Below are 20687 nucleotides of genomic sequence, written 5' to 3'. Positions count from 1 at the left end.
CCGCGTCTCGTGATGCGGCCGGGTGCCCTGCTGCTCGGCGCAGCGGTCATGCTGGCTCCGGCAAGTCACGGTTCCGGACGCAGCCTGCCGGTGGCGCGCGCTGTCGCTCCGGAGACGCTGCCCCCGCCCTCCGGCGCGCCAAAGGCCGCCGCGCTGGCCCGCGCGATCAATGCCGCCGCACCGCTTGCAACAGGGTTCCTGGCGCCGGCGCGGCCCTTCCATCTCGATGCAGGTGCGGAGGACCGGGCCAGAGCGATCGACTGCCTTGCCGCCGCCGACTACTACGAAGCGGGACGGGAGCCTGCGGACCAGCGCGCCGTGGCGCAAGTGGTGCTCAACCGGGTGCGCCATGCGGCCTTTCCGGCCACGGTCTGCGGCGTCGTCTTTGCGGGGGCGGAGCGGGCGACGGGCTGCCAGTTCACGTTCACCTGCGACGGATCGCTCACGCGCCGCCACCCTTCGGCTGCCGACTGGCGAAGAGCGCGCGAGACAGCGGGCGAAATGCTGCTGGGCCGGGTCGAAATCGGGGTAGGCAAGGCCACGCATTACCATACCGACTGGGTCAGCCCGTCGTGGGACCGGACCATGGAGAAGCTGGCCGTCGTCAAAAGCCACTTGTTCTTCGGTTGGCCGGGAGCCGCCGGCAAGGCCGCCGCTTTCATCCGCCACTACGCTGGAGGCGAACCCCGCATCGCGCAACTGGCGCATCTTTCCGCCGCCCATCTCGGCCAATTGCCCGCTGGCAAGGCCCCGGCCGTATCGGATGTCATAGCGCCCGAACCCTCGTTGCCCGAAGCCGCATGGGCGGCACCCGATCCCGGGCTGTTCCTCGTCACTTTGCCCGCCAATGCGCCCGGCACTTTCCCGGAACTGGCCGAACGGCGCTGCGAAGGGTTGGAAGAATGCCGTTTCATCGGTTGGACCGACCCTGCCCACCGCGCCCAGGCCCTCCCCCTGCCCGGTGGTTCGGTGGACGCCATTTCCTTCACTTTCGTGCGCCGCCCCGGCGCTGCGGACCAGGCCCTCTGGAACTGCGCCGAGTTTGCGCGTACAGTTCGCACGCAGTGCCTGACACGCGGAACCTGATCGCGCCGGCCGCCATTGCCGGAACCTTGCTCGATGGTTTCGAACTATTTCCTGCCAGAAACCTTTCGTAACAATCGCGCACAAAGCAAGACACCTGGCATGACCAGATTCGGCTCCAACAGCTTGGAGACCCGAACGACATGAAATCCACCCTCATCGCCATTGCCGCCACTTGCGCCCTTGCCCTGCCTGGCGCCGCGCTTGCCAACAACACGGTTGCGCACCTCAAGGGCCACACCGCGGTCGCCGCACCGGCGAAGCCTTCCACGAACAAGGCCAAGCCCCGCGCCGTCTGCCATCCCGACCCCTCGAAGGGTCGCGCCTGCCGTCACCACAATGCCCAGGCCGAAGCGAAGACGGCCGCGCCGGCACTGGCCAGAGCGGAAGCCCCTCGCACCCGATAACCCCTCGCAGCCCGGCGGTTGAAGGACATCCTGCCGCCGCCGGGCCTTGCCGCATTGCCGGCAAATCGCGGGCGTCGTTTGCAAAGCGGCGCGTGAAAAACTACACCTGTGCATGAAGAGACGATGAGCAACACAACAGCCCCCATCTATCGCCATCTCGACGAAGGCCCGATGCCCACTCCGACGATCCTGTTGGTGGAGGACGATGGTCCTCTGCGCACGCTGACCGCGCGGGCCCTGCGCCAGACCGGCTTCAACGTGCTCACCGCCGCAACCGGCGCGGAAATGTGGGTGACCCTGCGCGAAGGGCCGGTGAGCCTGGTCGTGCTCGACATCATGCTTCCCGGCACCAGCGGCTTCGACCTGTTCCGCCGTCTGCGCCGTGAATGCGACATCCCGGTGATCTTCATCAGCGCCCGCGGCAGCGAGGAAGATCGCGTGCTCGGACTGGAACTGGGCGCGGACGACTACCTCGCCAAGCCCTTCAGCACCCGCGAACTCGCTGCCCGCGTCAGCGCGGTGCTGCGCCGCGGCGGCAACAATCCAGCCACGGCAGATTTCACCGGCAGCGAGACCGTTGCCGACGGACGCACGCCGGAATCGATACGCTTCGAAGGCTGGAACCTCTCCATGGCCCGCCGCGAACTGCGCTCGCCCACCGGGGCCATGGTCGACCTGACTGGCGCCGAGTTCGACCTGCTCGCCACCTTTCTCGCCTATCCGCAGCGTGTTCTGGGCCGCGAACGCCTGATCGAGCTTTCGCGCTCGCGCCTGGGCGACAGCTCGGATCGCAGCGTGGACGTGCTCGTCAGCCGCCTGCGCCGCAAGCTTCAGGCCGAGGGCGGGGAATCGCCCATCGTCACGGTTCGCGGCGTCGGCTACATGTTCAAGGCCGAGGTCACGCGCGCCTGATGTCCTTGCGCCGGTTTCGTCTGTTCCGGCGCTTCGGCCTGCCCGAGCGACTGATCGCCGTCCTGCTGCTGGTCTTCGTCATCGACGTGATCTGCAACACGGTGCTGTTCGAACGCGCCAATACGTTCGAGCTGCGCCGGGACGACGCCCAGCGCATCGCCGAAAACCTGGTGCTGGCAAGCCGCGCCATCGACCATGCGAAGACCGACGATCGCCAGATCGTGACTTCCGCGCTCAGCACGGCGCAGTTTTCGCTGAGACTGAACGAGCAGGGCAAGCGCTATCGCGGCTCGCTGGGCCTTGCAAACTTGCGCGCGCAAGTGATCGAGATGGCGCCGGAACTGGCCCACAGCGATCTCGAACTGCATCTGGAATCGATCCCGAGAGACGGCAATATCGGCGGCTCGCTGCGGCTGGCCGACGGCGCCGTGCTCGATTTCCGCACCCATGCCCGCTCCGCCTGGAAACTCAGCATCGGCCGTTTCGCCAGCCTGGTCCTGCCGACGCTCCTGCTCATTTCGCTCGCCTGGCTGCTGCTGCGCGCCGCGCTGCACCCGCTGCGCTCCCTGATCCGCGCCACCCGCAACTTCGGTGCCGGCCCGCCCCGCCTCGTGCCGGAGCGCGGCCCCGACGAAATGCGGGAACTGATCCGCGCGATGAACGAGATGCAGGAGCGCATCCACCAGTCGCTGCTCGATCGTACGCACACGATGCTGGCCATCGGCCACGACCTCAAGACGCCTCTCGCCCGCATGCGCCTGCGGCTGGACGACGGCGACGTGGACCCCGTGGTGCGCGATGGCATCAACCATGACATCGACGAGATGCGAATGCTGCTCGATTCGATCCAGGCCTATGTCGATACCGGCGGCACCCAGATCCCGGCCGAGCGCATCGACCTGGCGATCATGGCCGAAACTCTGGTCGACACCGCCGCGGATCGCGGCGCCGATGCGACCTATTCCGGCCTTCCGAGCCTGGAAATCATGGCCCGCCCTGTCTCCATCCGCCGCGCGCTATCCAATCTGATCGAGAACGCGCTCCACTATGGCGGCAACGTCCGCGTCGGTCTGCGGCGCGACGGCGGAGCCGCCGAGATCACCGTGGACGACGACGGCCCGGGCATCCCGGAAGAGCGCATCACTGACGCGCTCCAGCCTTTCGTCCGGCTGGACACCGCGCGCGCCCGTGACACCGCCGGCATGGGCCTGGGCCTGCCGATCGTGCGCAAGGCGGTCAGGCTGGAGGGCGGCACGCTCGATCTCAGGAACCGCCCCGAAGGCGGACTGCGCGCCACGATTCGCCTTCCCATCGTAGCCCACTGACGCGGCCTGCCTTCGGCGCGCCTCAGAATTACCCAGCCAAGCTCCTGTTATCGTTCCGCAATAGCCAGAAACACCATCCGGTCTTCGGTAAAACCACCGAAGACCGGGGGATTCCGGCGGAAAGCCGTTCCTTTACGCTGCAGCGCAGCAACATTTCCTGACAAAGGCGCACGACAGCCGAAAACAGCGATCCGTACTTTTCTCGATCAAGCTCCGCGCCCCGTTCCCCCACCCCTCCGGAGAGCGCGGAGCACCTAAAATCAAGGAAAGGTGACGAGAGTGAATGAACTGATCGGACGCGTCTTCCATTTCGAGAAGACCATCTTCCCCGCCAGCAGCGAACTGTTCGGCAAGCTCGCCAACGAAGGCCAGGAACCCAAGGCCCTCATGATCTCCTGCGCCGATTCGCGTATTGTGCCGGAACAGATCATGCAAGCGCAGCCGGGAGACCTGTTCGTCTGCCGTAACGCCGGCAACATGGTGCCGCCTTACGCCACGCTCAACGGCGGCGTCACGTCCACCGTGGAATACGCCGTGGCCGCCCTCGGCGTCAGCGACATCATCGTCTGCGGCCACTCGGGCTGCGGCGCGATGAAGGCGCTCAGCGACCCGACCGGCCTCGAAGCCATGCCGAACGTGGCCGCCTGGCTCAAGCACGGCGCAGCTGCCGAGCACATCGTCAGCACCTGCCACGGCGAACTTGACGGCAATGAACGCATCCGCGCCATCAGCCTCGAAAACATCATTGCCCAGATCGCCCACTTGCGCACGCATCCGTCGGTCGCCGCCGCGATCGCCCGCGGCGACGTGACGCTTCACGGCTGGTTCGTGGACATCCACGCCGGCCAGGTCCTCGGCCTCGACGGCGAGACCGGCCAGTTCGAACCGCTTCGCGAGAATGCACCGCTTCCGGTCGCGCTTCGGGCCAAGACCCGCATCGCCACCGAATTCGCAGAGGCAGCAGAATGACGACCGCAACCGCCACCTCTGCGGAGGAAACCCGCAGTGGGCCCTTCGCCCACCTCGCCAGAGACTTCACGGCTTCGATCGTGGTCTTCCTGGTGGCGATGCCGCTCTGCATGGGCATCGCCATCGCCTCCGGCGTCCCGCCTGAAAAGGGCCTGGTCACCGGCATCATCGGCGGCCTGGTCGTCGGCCTGCTGGCAGGCTCGCCGCTGCAGGTGAGCGGCCCGGCAGCCGGCCTTGCCGTCATCGTCTTCGAATTCGTGCGCGAGCACGGCCTCGAAGCCCTCGGCCCGGTCCTGCTTCTGGCCGGCGTTTTCCAGCTCGTGGCCGGCGCACTGCGCCTCGGCGGCCTGTTCCGCGCCATCAGCCCGGCCGTCGTCCACGGCATGCTCGCCGGCATCGGCGCGCTGATCGTGATCGGCCAGTTCCACATCCTCTTCGACGAGAAGCCGATGTCAAGCGGGCTCCAGAACATGGCGATGATGCCCGCCCGCGTCCTCGGCCTGGACCCCACCAACATGGCCTCCACCGAAATGGCCGTCATGCTCGGCGTCCTGACGATGATCGTCATGATCGGCTGGGAAAAGGTTCGTCCGAAGAACATGGGCCTCGTCCCCGGCGCGCTTCTCGGCGTCGTGGCGGCAACCGCCGTCGCCTGGACCATGGGCCTCGACGTGGCGCGCATCGCCGTGCCGGAATCGATCGGCGCGGCCTTCGCCCTGCCGACCAGCACCGGCTGGTTCGCCCCGCTCGCCAATCCGGCCCTGATCGTGGCGGCGCTTGCCATCGCCTTCATCGCCAGTGCCGAGACGCTGCTTTCGGCCGCTGCGGTGGACCGCATGCATGACGGCGTACGCACCAAGTACGACAAGGAACTGCGCGCGCAGGGCATCGGCAACCTGCTCTGCGGCGTATTCGGCGCCCTGCCGATGACCGGCGTGATCGTTCGCAGTTCGGCCAACGTCCAGGCCGGCGCCCGGACCCGTCTTTCGACGATCTTCCACGGCGCCTGGATCCTGGCGTTCATCGCGCTGCTGCCCTGGCTGCTGCGCGAAGTGCCGATGGCGGCCCTTGGCGGCGTCCTGGTCGTGACCGGCTTCCGTCTGGTGAGCCTCAGCCATGTCCGTCACCTGTTCCATGCCTATGGCGCCTTCCCCGCCGTGATCTGGGCCGTGACTTTCGTGCTGGTCGTCACCACCGACCTGCTCACCGGCGTCCTCGTCGGCCTGGCTCTGACCGTGCTGGAGCTGGCTCCGCACTTCAAGAACCTGCGCCTGAACGTGGAAGAGCACGATACCGGCGAATCGACCCGCCTCGCCCTCGGCGGCGGCGCGACGTTCCTCGGCCTCACCCGCCTCAACAAGGTCCTGGAAAAGCTGCCGCATGGCCGCCCGGTCCACCTTGACCTCGGCCAGCTGAAGGTCATGGACCACACCACCGCCGAGACCATCAGCGAATGGCTCAACCGCCGCCGCCAGAGCGGCCATGCGGACCGCGTGACCGGCCCCGAGCTGATCCTGCGGCCGCTGCCTGTCGCGGCATGACGACGTTTCACATCTCGTAAGACGCGGACCTCCTCACGTCCGCGTCCCTCTCCTTGCCGGACGGTTCCCCGTGGACCGTCCGGTTTCTTTTTGCGCAAACGGCGCCGCCTCGTTCGAGAAACACTTTGTCACCGATGCGACACGCTAAGGACAATGATTGGACGTATTGGTGGTCCTGTCTGCATGAAACGAACTCGCCATGTAAGTAGAGTTCGGCTGCAGGCCGCAGGATGGAACGCGACAACAATCATGAGGGCGTTCCATATGAAAATCCGTCTTGCCGCAGGCCTGCTTGGCCTTGCTGCCTCCGGCCTTGCTTTCGCCGCACCGGCCATGGCGCAAGAAGAGGTTCCCAGCGAAATCACCGTTTCCGGCACTGTCGGGCTAGTGTCCGACTATCGCTTCCGCGGCGTTTCGCAGAGCGACAAGGAAATGGCCGTTCAGGGCGGCCTCACCGTATCGCATGAAAGCGGCATCTACGTCGGCACCTGGGCCTCGAACCTGTCGGGCTGGGGCACCTTCGGCGGCTCCAACATGGAACTCGACCTCGTGGCCGGTTACGCCACCGAGATCACCAGCGGCGTGAAGCTGGACGTCGGCCTCACCTGGTACATGTATCCGGGCGGCGCGGACGATACCGACTTTGCCGAGCCTTACGTCAAGCTGTCGGGTGCCGTCGGCCCGGCCAACCTCCTCGTCGGCGTGGCCTATGCCCCCAAGCAGCAGGCCCTCGGCAAAGTCTACGCCAGCGGCGCCGACTATGCGGACGGCATCGGCAACTTCGGTGCCAAGACCGACAACATCTACCTCTGGGTGGACGGCAACACCGCCATCCCCGACACCCCGCTCACCGTAAAGGCGCACTTCGGTTATTCGAACGGCAACTCGGGCCTTGGCCCGAACGGCACCAGCGTCGCCCCCACCGGCGAGTATCTCGACTGGATGCTCGGCGCCGACCTCGCGCTCGGCCCGGTCACGCTGGGTGTCGCCTATGTCGACACCGATATCTCGAAGTCGCAGAGCGCCTATCTGCAGCCGAATTTCTCCTCGACCAAGAACGGTTCGCAGATCGCCGGCTCGACCGTACTGTTCTCGGTCGGCGCGAGCTTCTGATCTCGACCTGACCTGAGCTTTCGGGAAGACGCCCGGCGCGGCCATGCCGCCCGGGCGTCGACCCTTGCCCTAGCCGTCCCGGCGCAACCTGGCGACGATCCGCGCAGCCTGGTCCAGACTGTCGTGCATTTCCGCCTCCGGCCTGCCGATCAGCGCGCGCCGCTGCCCGGATATCATGCTGGAATAGAGCGCGGCATCCAGCGGAGAAATCCGGGCACCCGGCTCCAGCTGCGCCTGAAGCTGCAGCCCGCTGCTCCGGCCGCGCAAGTAGCGAAGCTGCGGCGCGAAATCGCGAAGTTCCGGATCGCGGGCAACCGCCAGCATCAGCTCCTCCATCGCGGCGAGCCGGCGCGGCTGAGAGGAGAAATCGCGCCACGCCGCGGTCCATTCGCTCCGTTCCACTTGCTCCACCGGCCCCTCGCGCGAGACTTCGGTGAGCCGGCGATAGATCGTGTTGAAGGCCGCCCGCACCAGATCCGCGCTCGTGCGGAAATTGTAGGAGGCCACCCCCAGCGTCACTTCGGCGCGCGCCGCCACCGCGCGGTGAGTCAGCGCGCTTACGCCGCCTTCCTCGACGATATCGGCCGCTGCGTCCGAAATCCGGGCCGCAACGCCGTTCTGCGCCGGCACTTCGGGCGCAGAGGCCAGGGCGATCTCACGCGCGTGTCGGCGCCACGGGCCTTCCTCGGCAAGTTTGCCCGACAGCCATTCCCCCCAGCCGGTGCAGAATTCATCGAGCGCCGCGCGGTCGATGGTGCGGTTCCAGCGAATGAGATGGAACTGCACCGTCGCTTCAAAGACATGTGCCGTCAACGCGGCATATCGGCCGAGCCCTGCGCGCCCGCAGACCTCGCGCCAGAAATCCGCYCAGAGGTCACGCCACGAATTGATGGCGACGAGATAGGCTTCATCGCGCTGGGCAAGCAGATGGCACTGGTTTGCCGCGAAGGCCAGTTCTCTCCGCTCGCTCGTCCAATCGTCCACCAGCACCGCAAGCGCCCGGGCAATCGATTGCGCTCCGAGGCCTTCCGGCCAACCCGCAAGATCGTCCAGCCGATCGGTGCACCATGTCTGCGCGGCATCGCGCGCATAGGCCTGAGCCGATTGCAACAACTGTTCCATAGAACCAAAGTGATGATAGATGCTGGAGGTCGGCAGGCCAGTCGCGCGTGACAGAGTGCGCGCGGACATCGCCGAATGGCCCTGATTCGCCCAGACGTCCAAGGCAGCCCGGATCAGCTTCTCTTGCGACGAAAACTCTTGAATTTCATGATCTATCACGTCTTGCCGACAGCCTTGTTCCAGGATCTACGCCAGGCGCGGGCGTGGACTCGATGACTTTGCCATAAGCCTGAATGCGCAGACAAGCGAACCGTTCCAGCGCCTGTCACGATTCCCAACAAGCGTAACACAGTTGACATACAGACGTTCTAGCCGACGCCTCGTCATCACCATGAGGGTCGTTTCATGTCCGTCCGTCGCTCTTCCACCTTCCGTTCCATAGCCCTGGCCGGCAGCGCGCTCGGCGCGCTGCTCGCGGCCGGTTCCGCTCACGCCGCCGAAGTCGCCGATGCCGCAGCCGATGCGGCTGCCGAAAGCGCCGAAGCCGGTTCCGGCCTCACCGACATCATCGTCTCCGCCCAGAAGCGTGAAACGAGCCTTCAGACCACGCCGATCTCGATTGCGGTGCTGGGCGCCGAGGATCTCCAGAACCGCCACGTCGTCTCGCTCGAATCCCTGGCCGACGGTTCCATCCCCTCGCTGCGCATCGCGCCGATGTTCTCGCGCAGTTCGGCCCTCACCGTAGGTATGCGCGGCGTCGGCACCTTGGGTGACGCCAACCAGCCTGCCCGCGACCAGGGTGTCGGCGTCTACATCGACGGCGTGTTCATGGGCCGTGCACAGGGCCTTGGCTCGGCACTCTACGATGTCGAGCGCATCGAGGTTCTCAAGGGCCCGCAAGGCACGCTCTTCGGCCGCAACACCGAAGGCGGCGCCATCAGCATCGTCACCAAGAAGCCCAGCGGCGAATTCGGCGCGCGCGCCACGGTCGGCGTCGGCAGCTACGATTCGCGCGAGGCCGGCCTGCACCTCGACCTGCCGAGCTTCGCCAACATCTCGGTCAAGCTGGACGGCCTCATCACCACTCGCGGCGGCACGGTCGACAATCCGCTGGCCGGCGAGCACGATTTCAATGCCTACAACAAGAAGGGCCTGCACGCCGCCGTGCTGTGGGAGCCCTCCAGCAGCTTCAACGCGCTCTATTCCTTCGACATCTCGCGCGATGAAACCACGCCTTACTATCTGCAGCTGCTGACCCGCACCACCGGTCCGCTGCTCCAGATGCAGTCGGATCGCGCCAAGACCGCCAATATCGGCGTGCCGCAGCCCTGGGCGCTCGGCAAGACGCATGGCCACTTGCTCACGCTCGACTGGACGGTTTCACCCGAACTCGAAATCAAGTCGATCAGTTCCTATCGCCAGCTCACCCAGACCCAGAACGACAACGGTTCCAGCAACCTCGGCGTGTTCATCCCGGGATATAGCAACAACACCAATTTCGCCCGCTTCAGCCTCGCCGACGTCTGGCAGAAGCAGTATAGCCAGGAAGTGCAGCTCATCGGCACCATGGAGCAGCTGAACTTCGTGGTCGGCGGTTTCTACTATCACGAGAAGGTGAGCGATAACGCCTGGACGCCTTACACCAACAAGTGGAACGCGGACGGCACCAGCTACACCATTCTCCCCACGCCGACGTCCTCGATCCCCTTCCCCGATCGCGCCAGCCACGCAGTCACGGAGAGCATCGGCGTCTTCGGCCAGGCGACGTATACGCCGGCCATGCTGGACGACCGCGTCCACCTCACGGCCGGCGGACGCTTCACGCATGACAAGAAGACCGGCGCTCTCGACGAAGTGAACGGCGTCGCCACGAACTATACGCTGGACGGCTCCTGGGATCGCTTCGACCCGATGGTGAACCTCGCCTTCGACGTGACCCAGGACGTGCACGTCTACGGCAAGTGGAGCACCGGCTACAAGGCAGGCGGCGCGAACAGCCGTTCGCTCACCTATCGCAAGTTCGACCCGGAATCGGTCTCCACGTTCGAGATCGGCGCGAAGACCGAGTTCTTCGACAATCATGCCCGCTTCAACGTCGCGGCCTACACGTCCGCCTACAAGGACATGCAGATCGACTTCATCGCGCCGGTCCTGAACACCACCCGCACGACGCTCGAAACCACCAACGCCAGCGGCAATGGCCGGATCAAGGGCATCGAGGCCGACCTCACGATCACGCCGTTCCAGGGCCTGACGCTCACCGGCTCCTATGCCTATACCGACGTCCATCTGCCGCCGGCGCCGAACCCCTTCAACGGCGACGCACTGACCCGGGTCTATGCCGTCTACACGCCGAGCCATGCCGCCAGCGCCGCGATCGACTACGAACTGCCGGTGGCCGACGCCATGCTGCGCTTCCACCTCGACGGCAACTACGCCACCGGTCAGTACTCGATGGCCAGCGATCCCACCAAGACCGGATCGTCCTTCATCGTCAACGGCCGCGTCGCCCTTGCCGACATCCGCATGGCGAGCGGACCGAACCTGGAACTCTCGGTCTGGGCGCGCAACCTGTTCAACGAGGCCTATACGTTCGTGAAGGCCAACGGCGGTTCCTCGCTCGGCTACTACGGGATCTTCAACGATCCGCGCACCGTCGGCGTCTCCGCGACCATCAAGTACTAAGCTCAGGACATTGGAAAAGAATATGAACTGGCGTTTCCCCGCCGGCGCCCTGATCGCGCTCGGCCTGTTCGCTCAACCGTCATTCCAAGCAGCGGCGAAAGTCGCAGCGCCGGCTCCTGCCGCTGAAACCACGCACCAGCGGCTCCTGCCGCTGGAAGGCGGCCGCAACTTCCGCGACCTCGGCGGCTATCGCACCGCCGATGGCCACACCGTGAAGTGGGGCCTGCTGTTCCGCTCGGGCTCGATGGTGGACCTGACGGCGCAGGATCTGGGCTATCTGAACAAGCTGGGCATCCGAACCATCTGCGACTACCGCGACCGGGGCGAGCGCAAGGCCGAGCCGATGCCCTGGGCCGCCGGCACCGGACCCACCATCTTCGCTGACGACTACGACGGCATGGCGGTCGGCCTGATGCCCAAGGACATGAGCAAGATCACACCGGAAGCGGCCACGGCTGTCATGACCAGGACCTACCCGGCGATGCTCAAGACTTTCGCGCCGCAGTTCAAGCGGATGTTCGCGCAGCTCCTGGCGGGCAACGCCCCGCTGGCGTTCAACTGCTCGGCAGGCAAGGACCGCACCGGCGTATCGTCCGCCCTCCTGCTTACCGCGCTCGGCGTGCCGCGCGAAACGGTGAGCCAGGACTACCTGCTCACCAACCAATATCTTCCTGCCGCGCTTGCCAAGGCCAAGACCGGCGCCAGCGCTGCCACGGGGCAGGCCTTCCTGTCGCTGCCACCGGCCGTGCAAGCCGCCTTCATGAAAGCCGACCGGGCCTATATCGAAGCGGCGTTCAAGGCGCTCGACGCCCATCGGGGCGGCGCCATGGGCTACCTCAAGGACGAAATGGGTCTCGACAAGCCGCAGATCGCCAAGCTGCGCGCGGCCTATCTGGACTGAGCATGAAAAGGGTCGGCGCGGTCACTGCATCGCGCCGATCCTTTCCCTTACCACCTGCAAAGGCACATCGCGCGCCGCCACGGCCTCGCCGATGAGCAGCAGAGTCGGATCGTCATCGCTGATCGCGGCGACAAGGAAGGCCAGCGCCGAGAGCTTGCCGCGAATCATGCGTTCGTTTGGCAGCGAGACATTGACCGCGATCATCACCGGCGTATCCGGATGGCGCCCCGCGGCGATCAGCGAGCGGCTGATCTCACCCGCCGCCGCGCGGCCCATGTAGACGCCCAGGGTGCCGCCCGGCCGGGCCAGCGTTTCCCAATCGAGCTTCAGGGGCTCGCCCGCCTTGAGGTGCGCCGTCACCAGCGTCAGCCCGCGCGCCACGCCGCGCAAGGTGAGTGAGGCCAGCCCGCTTGCCGCCGCCGCGCTGGCGGTGGTGATGCCGGGGCAGATACGCACCGGAATGCCCGCTGCCATGAGGTGATCCATCTCCTCGGCCGAGCGCCCGAATATCGAGGGATCGCCGCCCTTAAGCCGCACCACCCGCTTGCCGGCCTGCGCCGCTTCCAGCAGCAGATCGTTGATCGAGCCTTGCGCCTTGCTGTGCCGGCCCGATCGCTTGCCCACGCTCACCCGCTCGGTTCCGGCTGGGATCAGGTCCAGCACGCCGGGCCCGACGAGGGCGTCGACGAAGACCACGTCCGCCGCCTCGATCAGCTTCTGGGCCTTGCGCGTGAGCAGGTCCGGATCTCCCGGCCCGGCCCCGACGAGCCAGACTTCGCCCCGCTCGATCAGATGGGGCCTGATGGGATTGCCCCCCATGGGATCGCCCGCCATCAGGCCGCCACCCGCAAGCTTTCCGGGTGCGCGATCAGGATGCGCTCACCTTCAAGGCGCACGGCAATCGTCGGCGTGCAGCCCTTGTCCTCGCCCTGGGCCTCTCCGCTGGCGAGCGCGATGTTCCAGTTGTGGAGCGGGCAGGCAACCGAGTGGCCATGGACGATGCCCTGGCTGAGCGGCCCCTTCTTGTGCGGGCATTCGTTGACGAGCGCGAAGACCTTGTCGTCGCCGGTGCGGAAAACCGCGATTTCCTTTTCGCCCGTGATCTGCACGGTGCGCGCCCCGCGCAGGGGAATGTCGGACAGGGTGCCGATGTCGATCCAGTCGTTCATATGCGTTACTCCGCTGCCGCCAGTTCCTGGGGTGCCAAAGGTTCAAGGTGCTGATGCAGTTCGGCCTTGTGACCCGCCGCGCGTTCGGCCCAAGGGTCTTCCTGGCTGAAGCTCTGCGAGTAGAGGAAGCGGGCGCGCAGTTCTTCGCGGCCGGTGTCGTCCTCGACGATCCGCTGCTTGATGTATTCCACGCCGACGCGCTCGATCCACGGCGCGGTGCGCTCAAGATAGCGCGCTTCCTCGCGATAGAGCTGGGTGAAGGCGGCGCAGTAATCGAGCGCCTCCTGCTCGGTCGCGACCTTGCAGAGGAAGTCGGTGGCGCGCACGTGAATGCCGCCGTTGCCGCCGACATGGAGTTCGTAGCCTGAGTCCACGCAGACCACGCCGAAGTCCTTGATCGTCGCCTCGGCGCAATTGCGCGGGCAGCCCGAGACCGCGATCTTGAACTTGTGCGGCATCCAGGATCCCCAGGTCATCCGCTCGGTCTTCACGCCCAGCCCGGTAGAGTCCTGCGTGCCGAAGCGGCACCATTCGCTGCCCACGCAGGTCTTCACCGTGCGCAGCGACTTGCCATAGGCATGGCCCGAGACCATTCCGGCCGCGTTGAGATCGGCCCAGACGGCGGGCAGGTCTTCCTTCTTGATGCCGAAGATGTCGAGCCGCTGGCCGCCGGTCACTTTCACCATCGGCGCGTCGTACTTCTCCACCACGTCGGCAATCGCGCGCAGTTCGCGCGGGTTGGTAAGGCCGCCCCACATGCGCGGGACCACCGAATAGGTGCCGTCCTTCTGGATATTGGCGTGCATGCGCTCGTTGACGAAGCGGCTCTGCTGGTCGTCCACATACTCGCCGGGCAGCGCGCAGAGCAGGTAGTAGTTGAGCGCCGGACGGCAGGAAGAGCAACCGTCGGGCGTCGACCAGTGGAGCTTGTGCATCACTTCGGGGATCGACTTCATGTGCTGCGCCACGATCTCGCGCCGCACGTCGTCATGAGTGAAGCTGGTGCACTTGCACATCGTCTTCGGCCCCGACTTGACCTCTTCGCCCAGGGTCAGCGCCAGCAAACTCTCGACAAGGCCGGTGCAGGAACCGCAGCTGGCCGAGGCCTTGCAAGTGCCGCGCACGGCATCGAGACTGCATGCGCCCGCCGCGATCGAGGCCACGACCTGCCCCTTGGACACGCCGTTGCAGCCGCAGATCTCGGCATCGTCAGGCAGCGCCGCGACCGCCGCCAGCGGGTCGGCGCTGCCGCCCGAAGCGAAGGCCTGGCCAAGAATGAGGAGGTCGCGGATTGCCGAGACGTCCTCGCCCTTCCTGAGCAGATCGAAGTACCAGTTTCCATCCGCCGTATCGCCGTAGAGCACCGCGCCGACGATCTTGCCGTCCTTCACGACCACGCGCTTGTAGACCCCGCGCGAGGCGTCGCGCAGCACGATGTCCTCGCAGCCCTCGCCGCCCGAGAAGTCGCCCGCCGAGAACACGTCGAGCCCGGCGACCTTCAGCTTGGTGGACGTTACCGATCCGCGATAGCCGCTGTGCCGGTCGGTCAGGCCGTCGGCCAGGCTGCGGCACATGTCCCAGAGCGGCGCGACGAGGCCGTAGACGTTGCCGTCATGCTCCACGCATTCGCCCACGGCCAGGATGTGCGGGTCGCTGGTGACCATGTGGTCATCGACCTTGATCCCCCTGCCCACGTCGAGACCCGCCTCGCGCGCCAGTGCCGTGGAGGGACGGATGCCCACCGCCATGACGACGAGGCTGGCCGGGATCTCGCGCCCGTCCTTCAGACGCACGCCTTCGACTTTGCCCTCGCCCATGATCTCGGCCGTGTCCGCGCCGGTCAGGATGGTCTGGCCGCGCGCTTCGAGCGCGCTCTTGAGCAACCAGCCCGCCGCTTCGTCGAGCTGCCGCTCCATCAGCGTGGGCATGAGGTGGATCACGGTCACTTTCATGCCCCGCAGGGTCAGGCCGTGGGCGGCCTCAAGGCCGAGCAGCCCCCCGCCGATCACCACCGCGTCGCCGCCGTCCGCCGCGGCTTCGAGCATGGTGTCCACGTCCTTCATGTCGCGGAAGGAGATGACGCCGGGCAGGTCCTTGCCGGGAACCGGGATGATGAACGGATCGGAGCCGGTGGCGATCAGCAGTCGGTCGTAGCGAACCTTGCGGCCCGACTGCGCGGTGACGGTCCGCCCCGGACGGTCGATGGTGACGACGGGATCGGACGTGACCAGCTCGATGCCGTTCTCGTCATACCATTCGCGCGTGTTGATGACGATCTGGTCGAAGGTCTTCTCACCCGCCAGCACCGGCGAGAGCATGATGCGGTTGTAGTTCACATGCGGCTCGGCGCCGAAGATGGTGACGCGGTAGCGCCCCGCGTCGCGCGCCAGCAGTTCCTCCACCGCGCGGCACCCGGCCATGCCGTTTCCGACCACCACCAGATGTTCGCGCACATCGGCCGAAGGCACGATAAGCGCGGTCTCATAGTCCGTCGAACGCTCGATCCCGTCCTGAAATTCCATCCCCGTGACTCCAGAAAACTGAGGGAGAAAAAGAAAAAGGCCGCCATCCGGACCCTCGGTTCGAAAACCGAAAGTCTGGATGGCGGCCTTGCCATCATTCGCGCTTCTGCGGCCCGTCAGTGGATCGCATCGGCTATGGTTTGGAAGGACAGCGTCGTCCTTTGCACTGCACCATACGGCTAAACGGCATGGTGCTCAAGCGATTCCGTCGCGCCTGACGTCAATAGGCCCAATCGAGCTGAATCCAGTACTTATCCGTGTCTGTCGCCATTTCCCGCGCGTCGTAATGGGCATAGCGCAAGGAAACGGCCGTCTTGCGCACCTTCGCAGATGCGAGAAGATCGATCTCGTTGCCGTAATGCTGGCCCAGTCGATCGCTGTCGAAACGGTGCCAGGTCGCCTGAACCGACAGGCCGGAGAGCGGCCCCGCCTGTTTCCAGCCATAGCCACCGCCGAAATAGAGATCGCGCAAGCCGTTCGCCGGAGTCGTCAGGAACTTGTCCGCCCACCCCTGGAACTTGAAGTTGGTGCCGAGCGGCGTCTGGAAACTGGTGAACGGCAAGCCCTTGCTGGCGCCCAGCACCTCGTAACCGGCATTGAGCTTCCAGCCCTTCACATCGAGCAGGCCGTCCGCAAGCCAATAGTCCGCCGCGTAATCGTTGGGGTTTCGGTGATAGTCGGACTGCCGGGCGTAGCTGGCCTGATAGGCAAGCTTCACCGCCGGGCCGAACGCATGGCTTCCCGCGAGCCGTGCTCCGTAGGTCTGGCTGGACTGCCGGAAAGCCTGCACGGCCGCCTCGTCCTGATCGACGAGATAGGCAAAGCCGGTCAAGGTGCCGAGCGGCGTGACGTAGGAGAGATTGCCGAGGACGTTGTCGCCTCCGACTGCCTGCTGACGTGCGCCCGCGCCGTCGATGCCCCAGATCGTGCGCACACTCCAGGCGTAGGAGATATCCAGCTTCAGCCCCCTGATAGGGGTGATCTCGGCGCGCACCGCATCGAAAGTCTGCGCATTGTCGCGAAAACCGACATTGCCGACGAAGCGCTCGTCATCGAGCGTGATCTTCTGACGTCCCGCCGTAAGGCTCAGCGCCTTCGTGCGATATTGCAGCTGCGCGACATAGAGCGCCACGTTCTGCGGATCCGCGACCAGCGGCCGCGTCGCCGCGCCGTTCAAACCGTCGTAGTAGTGATCCACCGCAGCCAGCGTGCCCTGGCCGATGACGGTCGCGCTGATCGCGCCGCTGGCGGCAGTTACGCCGCCCCGCACCCGCAAGGTCAGGGCGTCGGCTGCCTGGGAAAGCCCGTCCTGATCGACACGTTCGTAGCGCGCCCGGGCTTCGGCCACGGGCTTCAGCGTCATTTCCTGGGCGCAAGCCGGCCCCGCGGCGGCCAATGCGGCCGCCGTTCCGATGAGATATCGCATGAAGTTGACGTCCCCCCTTCGAGACGAACGGGGCGGCGGCCTTGCCCGGCCGCCGCCTCCTCTCCGATCAGATGCGTGCTGCGGTGTTCCAGCGGGCGCGCCAGCGGCCCTTGACGGCGGCCACGCTCGCCAGTGCCATCACGGCCAGTCCTGCGAAGATCAGGAAGCCGGGCGCGAAGCTGCCGGTCATCTGCTTGGCAAGGCCGAGCGAACTGGCCAGATAGAACCCTCCGATGCCGCCCGCCATGCCGACAAGCCCGGTCATCACGCCGATCTCGGCCTGGAAGCGCTGCGGGACCAGCTGGAAGACCGCACCATTGCCCGTGCCCAGCGCCAGCATGGCCAGCACGAACATGCCCAGCGCGCCCGGCAGGCTCACGGCGTTGGCCACGCCCGCCAGGGCCAATGCAGCAACGAAGTAGACCGCCATCAGCGCCTTCACCCCGCCGATGCGATCGGCCAGCGCGCCGCCCATCGGCCGCACGAGCGAACCTGCAAAGACGCAGGCAGCCGTGCAGTAACCCGCCACGATCGGCGTAAGGCCGAACTGGTCGGTGAAATAGATCGGCAGCGAGGCGGCAAGGCCCACGAAACCCCCGAAAGTCACCGCATAGAAGGCCATGAGCCACCAGGCGTCAGCCTGCTTGAGCGGTTCGAAATAGTCGACCAGCTTTCGCGGCGCCGGCTGGTTAGGCGAATCCTTTGCCATGAGCATGTAGACGACGAAGACCAGTGACAGCGGGATGCAGGCAAGGCCCAGCACGGCATTCCAGCCAAACATCTTGGCAAGCATCGGCGCGAAAAGCGAAGCGAGCACGGTGCCCGAATTGCCCATGCCGGCAAGTCCCATCGCCTTGCCCTGGTGCTCGGCCGGATACCAGCGGCTCGCAAGCGGAAGCGCGATCGCGAAGCTCGCCCCTGCAAAGCCCAGGATCACGCCGAGCGCCAGGGTTCCCGCGAAGCTGTTCACGCCCATGAACCAGGCGAAGAACAGACCGGCAATGACGATGAGCTGGCTGATCGCGCCTGAGCGCTTGGGTCCGATACGGTCGACCAGCAGCCCGTTGACCACCCGCAGCAGGGCGCCGGCGAGTGTCGGCGTGGCGACCATCAGTCCCTTTTCGGCCGAAGTCAGCCCCAGCGTCCTGGCGATTTCCGGCGCCAGCGGGCCGAGTAAGACCCAGACCATGAAGGCAAGGTCGAAATAGAGGAAGGCTGCGATCAGGGTCGGCGCGTGACCGGCCTTCCAGAAGCTGGTCCCGGCCTCCGATGCGCCGCCGAGATCGGCCGATGCGTTGTCGGCCTGTCGGCCCTCTGCGTCACGTTTCCAGTAAGCGGTTGCCATCGTCGGTTCCCCATAGAGCGGGCACGAAAAAAGCCGCAGGCCGGACGTCACCCTTGGGTGAGCCCGGTCAGCGGCTTTGCTGCGAATATCGGTGAGGATGGCGCCCCGCCCTTGGAGCAGCGCATCCGGTAGTCACGCGTCTTCGCGTGAGGCCCTCATCATCATGCGATTCGCGTCATGTTGCAAGGCACAAAATTTGGCGCCTGGTCAAAGGATGCCTGACCAGCGTTGCCCAGGCAGCGAATCCGCCACTTTCCACTGCCTTCGGCAAGGCGATCAACGCAGTTGCACAAAACCCGCAAGGTAATCGTCGATACGCTCGGGATCGAATACGCGCCCGTCGAAGAACCTGTCCGGCCCCAATGTCAGGTCGCCCTTGCGCGATCCCACGGCCAGCGGCGAATGGACGGCGCCTTCCAGTTTCATGCTCGCGCCCGGCATGGGCACATCGCTTCCGGCCAGGGCGCGGCGGAAAACATCGGGACGGAACACCGCTCCGGCGCGCGCGGCGCTGTCGGCCGAGTGCTCGACCATGCCCCAGCGCACCAGTTGAGAATAGATCCAGAGCGCCTGGCTGCGCCAGGGAAACGGCGTGGCCTCGCGCGAGAACAGCATGAAGTCGGGATTGGGGATCGCCGGTTCGCCTGCCCGGTTCACCATTTCACCGGCCAGGGCGCGGCGGATCAGGTCCGCGGGCTGGTCCACATAGCGCGGCGCGGCGAGCAGATCCGCCAGCGCGCTGTGATTGTCCGGCTCGTCGCACCAGGCTGCCGCGCGGACCAGTGCCCGCAGGAGCCGATCGACGGTCTCGGGGTTCTCCTCCATCCAGTTCTGGCGGAAGGCGAGTACTTTCTCCACGCCGCGCCGCCAGATCCGCTCGCCCACGGCGACGGTTTCGGCAAGCCCGGCCTCTACCGCCGCGCTGCCCCAGGGTTCGCCTGCGATGAAGCCGTCGATCTCACCGGCGTGGAGCGCCTCGACCGTCAGCGACGGCGGCAGCACCCGCAAGACGACATCGCGGTCGGGATCGACACCGGCGCTGGCCAGCCAGTAGCGCAGCATCAAGGCATGGCTCGAAAAACGATGGACCACGCCGATCACCGGCTTGCGCCGCCAGAGGCCGATCGCAGCGGCAAAATCGTGCGCCGTGCCCAGCGGATCGGCCAGACGTCCGGCGAGGTCCGGGTCCAGCGCGGCCGCGAAGTCCTTGGCCATGACCAGCATGTTGCCGTTCACGTTCAGCTTGTAAGGGGCGGCCAGCGCGGCGGGTTGCTGGCTGAGGCCCAGCGTCACCGCCACGGCCAGCGGCGCCAGCATGTGCGCGGCCTGCACCTGGCCATAGACCAGACGATCGCGAAGAGTGGCCCAACTGGTCGTGCGAACGAGGTCGAGCGAAAGCCCCTCTTCCTCGGCAAAGCCCCGCTCCTGCGCCACGGCGAGCACCGCCACGTCGGTGAGCGGCAGGAAGGCGATGCGCAAGTTCGTCGTCATAGTCCCCCTCCCAGAAGGTCGCTGGCGGTAATCAGGGCCTGCGCCACGTCCACGATCTTCTTCCCCTGGTTCATCGCGCTCGACCGCAGGAGCGTATAGGCGTCCTGTTCCGACAGGTTGCGCTGCGCCATCAGGATGGACTTGGCGCGATCGATCACCTTGCGGTCCGAAAGCGCATTGCGCGCCTCGTCCAATTCGGCCTGGATCCGGGCGAAAGCATTGAAGCGCCGCACCGCCAGCTCAAGCACCGGCTTCACCCGCTCCTTGCGCAACCCGTCGACGACATAGGCCGAGACACCCGCATCGATGGCCGCACCGATCATCGCCTCGTCGGACTGGTCCACGAACATCGCGATGGGCCGCGCGAGCGCACGGCTGACGCTGAGCATTTCCTCCAGAGTGTCGCGGCTGGGACTGCCAAGGTCCATGAGCACCACGTCGGGCGCCATCCGTTCGAGGCGGGCCACGAAGGCGCCGCGCGGCGGGACGATATGGATATCGTCGTACCCGGCCTCGCGCAGGCCCTCTTCGAGAACCGTCGCGCGCAATCCGCTGTCGTCGATGATGACGATTCTCATCGAGTGCCCAAATTCCATCGAAGTGAAGCCCGTCTTTCGCGCCGCACATTGCCGAGGCGGCTTGCCACGTCAACGACAGAGCAGAAATAGCGGCGAACAGTCTTCCCGTTAAAAAGCCGTCCCGCAATATGTAAAAACATTTGTCTTTTTCCCGGAAG

The 20687-nt window shown here is 66.0% G+C and carries 17 protein-coding genes and 1 pseudogene; 9 read left to right on the top strand and 9 right to left on the bottom strand.

Annotated features, from left to right (window positions below):
• The first annotated feature begins 12 nt into the window (after positions 1–12).
• The 7 genes from AB4Z00_RS10550 to AB4Z00_RS10520 all read left to right on the top strand — a co-directional run bounded on the left by AB4Z00_RS10550 (position 13) and on the right by AB4Z00_RS10520 (position 7350).
• On the top strand, positions 13–1086 hold the full coding sequence (locus tag AB4Z00_RS10550) for a cell wall hydrolase (protein WP_442045979.1): 1074 nt from the start codon (positions 13–15) through the stop codon (positions 1084–1086).
• A 140-nt stretch (positions 1087–1226) separates the two neighbouring features.
• Positions 1227–1490 carry a hypothetical protein gene (locus tag AB4Z00_RS10545; protein ID WP_132265782.1) on the top strand — a complete coding sequence of 88 codons (264 nt, stop codon included), beginning with the start codon at positions 1227–1229 and terminating at the stop codon, positions 1488–1490.
• A 171-nt stretch (positions 1491–1661) separates the two neighbouring features.
• Positions 1662–2402 (top strand): response regulator transcription factor, encoded by a 741-nt coding sequence (locus AB4Z00_RS10540; protein WP_132266225.1) that lies wholly within the window; start codon positions 1662–1664, stop codon positions 2400–2402.
• On the top strand, positions 2402–3727 hold the full coding sequence (locus AB4Z00_RS10535) for an ATP-binding protein (RefSeq protein WP_132265784.1): 1326 nt from the start codon (positions 2402–2404) through the stop codon (positions 3725–3727). The genes AB4Z00_RS10540 and AB4Z00_RS10535 overlap by 1 nt, the downstream gene beginning before the upstream one ends.
• Before the next feature lie 279 nt (positions 3728–4006).
• Positions 4007–4696, top strand: a complete 690-nt coding sequence (locus AB4Z00_RS10530; protein ID WP_132265786.1) for a carbonic anhydrase — start codon at positions 4007–4009, stop codon at positions 4694–4696.
• Positions 4693–6237, top strand: a complete 1545-nt coding sequence (locus AB4Z00_RS10525) for a SulP family inorganic anion transporter (RefSeq protein ID WP_132265788.1) — start codon at positions 4693–4695, stop codon at positions 6235–6237. The genes AB4Z00_RS10530 and AB4Z00_RS10525 overlap by 4 nt, the downstream gene beginning before the upstream one ends.
• Before the next feature lie 264 nt (positions 6238–6501).
• Positions 6502–7350, top strand: coding sequence for a TorF family putative porin (locus AB4Z00_RS10520; RefSeq protein ID WP_132265790.1), 849 nt, complete (start codon positions 6502–6504; stop codon positions 7348–7350).
• Between the two features lie 69 nt (positions 7351–7419).
• Here the strand turns inward: AB4Z00_RS10520 and AB4Z00_RS10515 are convergent, their stop codons facing one another.
• The gene (locus AB4Z00_RS10515) at positions 7420–8460 is read right to left on the bottom strand and encodes a TetR/AcrR family transcriptional regulator (RefSeq protein ID WP_442045983.1); all 1041 of its coding nucleotides are present in this window, start codon (positions 8458–8460) and stop codon (positions 7420–7422) included.
• 3 nt (positions 8461–8463) lie between these two features.
• Positions 8464–8631: pseudogene (locus AB4Z00_RS10510) on the bottom strand (helix-turn-helix domain-containing protein); the annotation flags it as partial.
• Between the two features lie 186 nt (positions 8632–8817).
• Here AB4Z00_RS10510 and AB4Z00_RS10505 point away from each other — a divergent pair.
• Both AB4Z00_RS10505 and AB4Z00_RS10500 read left to right on the top strand, forming a co-directional pair.
• Positions 8818–11097, top strand: coding sequence for a TonB-dependent receptor (locus tag AB4Z00_RS10505; protein ID WP_442045879.1), 2280 nt, complete (start codon positions 8818–8820; stop codon positions 11095–11097).
• Positions 11098–11119: 22 nt separating this feature from the next.
• On the top strand, positions 11120–11998 hold the full coding sequence (locus AB4Z00_RS10500; protein ID WP_442045878.1) for a tyrosine-protein phosphatase: 879 nt from the start codon (positions 11120–11122) through the stop codon (positions 11996–11998).
• Between the two features lie 21 nt (positions 11999–12019).
• Here AB4Z00_RS10500 and cobA read toward each other — a convergent pair whose 3' ends face one another.
• The 7 genes from cobA to AB4Z00_RS10465 all read right to left on the bottom strand — a co-directional run bounded on the left by cobA (position 12020) and on the right by AB4Z00_RS10465 (position 20529).
• Positions 12020–12832: a uroporphyrinogen-III C-methyltransferase gene (gene cobA / locus AB4Z00_RS10495; RefSeq protein ID WP_431567618.1), complete on the bottom strand. Its 813-nt coding sequence runs from the start codon at positions 12830–12832 to the stop codon at positions 12020–12022.
• On the bottom strand, positions 12832–13167 hold the full coding sequence (gene nirD, locus AB4Z00_RS10490) for a nitrite reductase small subunit NirD (RefSeq protein ID WP_442045877.1): 336 nt from the start codon (positions 13165–13167) through the stop codon (positions 12832–12834). Before nirD ends, cobA begins: the two co-directional genes overlap by 1 nt.
• Positions 13168–13172: 5 nt before the next feature.
• On the bottom strand, positions 13173–15689 hold the full coding sequence (nirB, locus tag AB4Z00_RS10485; RefSeq protein WP_442045876.1) for a nitrite reductase large subunit NirB: 2517 nt from the start codon (positions 15687–15689) through the stop codon (positions 13173–13175).
• A 220-nt stretch (positions 15690–15909) separates the two neighbouring features.
• Entirely contained in the window at positions 15910–17115 is a 1206-nt protein-coding gene (locus tag AB4Z00_RS10480; RefSeq protein WP_442045875.1) for a hypothetical protein, read from the bottom strand.
• 67 nt (positions 17116–17182) lie between these two features.
• Positions 17183–18460 carry a nitrate/nitrite transporter gene (locus AB4Z00_RS10475; RefSeq protein ID WP_442045874.1) on the bottom strand — a complete coding sequence of 426 codons (1278 nt, stop codon included), beginning with the start codon at positions 18458–18460 and terminating at the stop codon, positions 17183–17185.
• A 276-nt stretch (positions 18461–18736) separates the two neighbouring features.
• The gene (locus AB4Z00_RS10470; RefSeq protein WP_132265804.1) at positions 18737–19951 is read right to left on the bottom strand and encodes an ABC transporter substrate-binding protein; all 1215 of its coding nucleotides are present in this window, start codon (positions 19949–19951) and stop codon (positions 18737–18739) included.
• On the bottom strand, positions 19948–20529 hold the full coding sequence (locus AB4Z00_RS10465) for an ANTAR domain-containing response regulator (protein ID WP_132265806.1): 582 nt from the start codon (positions 20527–20529) through the stop codon (positions 19948–19950). The genes AB4Z00_RS10470 and AB4Z00_RS10465 overlap by 4 nt, the downstream gene beginning before the upstream one ends.
• Between the last annotated feature and the right edge of the window lie 158 nt (positions 20530–20687).

Origin of the sequence: Novosphingobium sp. YAF33, from assembly GCF_052113265.1 — a bacterium.
Classification (GTDB): domain Bacteria; phylum Pseudomonadota; class Alphaproteobacteria; order Sphingomonadales; family Sphingomonadaceae; genus Novosphingobium.
The sequence above is the reverse complement of the archived record's forward strand: the minus strand, read 5'-3'. Positions and strand labels throughout refer to the sequence as shown.

What these genes read in the sequence shown, in the direction of transcription:
- AB4Z00_RS10550 (WP_442045979.1), top strand. Translation starts at nt 13, where the DNA reads ATGCGGCCGGGTGCCCTGCTGCTCGGCGCAGCGGTCATGCTGGCTCCG.
- AB4Z00_RS10545 (WP_132265782.1), top strand. Translation starts at nt 1,227, where the DNA reads ATGAAATCCACCCTCATCGCCATTGCCGCCACTTGCGCCCTTGCCCTG.
- AB4Z00_RS10540 (WP_132266225.1), top strand. Translation starts at nt 1,662, where the DNA reads ATGCCCACTCCGACGATCCTGTTGGTGGAGGACGATGGTCCTCTGCGC.
- AB4Z00_RS10535 (WP_132265784.1), top strand. Translation starts at nt 2,402, where the DNA reads ATGTCCTTGCGCCGGTTTCGTCTGTTCCGGCGCTTCGGCCTGCCCGAG.
- AB4Z00_RS10525 (WP_132265788.1), top strand. Translation starts at nt 4,693, where the DNA reads ATGACGACCGCAACCGCCACCTCTGCGGAGGAAACCCGCAGTGGGCCC.
- AB4Z00_RS10520 (WP_132265790.1), top strand. Translation starts at nt 6,502, where the DNA reads ATGAAAATCCGTCTTGCCGCAGGCCTGCTTGGCCTTGCTGCCTCCGGC.
- AB4Z00_RS10505 (WP_442045879.1), top strand. Translation starts at nt 8,818, where the DNA reads ATGTCCGTCCGTCGCTCTTCCACCTTCCGTTCCATAGCCCTGGCCGGC.
- AB4Z00_RS10500 (WP_442045878.1), top strand. Translation starts at nt 11,120, where the DNA reads ATGAACTGGCGTTTCCCCGCCGGCGCCCTGATCGCGCTCGGCCTGTTC.
- cobA (WP_431567618.1), bottom strand. Translation starts at nt 12,832, where the DNA reads ATGGCGGGCGATCCCATGGGGGGCAATCCCATCAGGCCCCATCTGATC.
- nirD (WP_442045877.1), bottom strand. Translation starts at nt 13,167, where the DNA reads ATGAACGACTGGATCGACATCGGCACCCTGTCCGACATTCCCCTGCGC.
- nirB (WP_442045876.1), bottom strand. Translation starts at nt 15,689, where the DNA reads ATGGAATTTCAGGACGGGATCGAGCGTTCGACGGACTATGAGACCGCG.
- AB4Z00_RS10480 (WP_442045875.1), bottom strand. Translation starts at nt 17,115, where the DNA reads ATGCGATATCTCATCGGAACGGCGGCCGCATTGGCCGCCGCGGGGCCG.
- AB4Z00_RS10475 (WP_442045874.1), bottom strand. Translation starts at nt 18,460, where the DNA reads ATGGCAACCGCTTACTGGAAACGTGACGCAGAGGGCCGACAGGCCGAC.
- AB4Z00_RS10470 (WP_132265804.1), bottom strand. Translation starts at nt 19,951, where the DNA reads ATGACGACGAACTTGCGCATCGCCTTCCTGCCGCTCACCGACGTGGCG.
- AB4Z00_RS10465 (WP_132265806.1), bottom strand. Translation starts at nt 20,529, where the DNA reads ATGAGAATCGTCATCATCGACGACAGCGGATTGCGCGCGACGGTTCTC.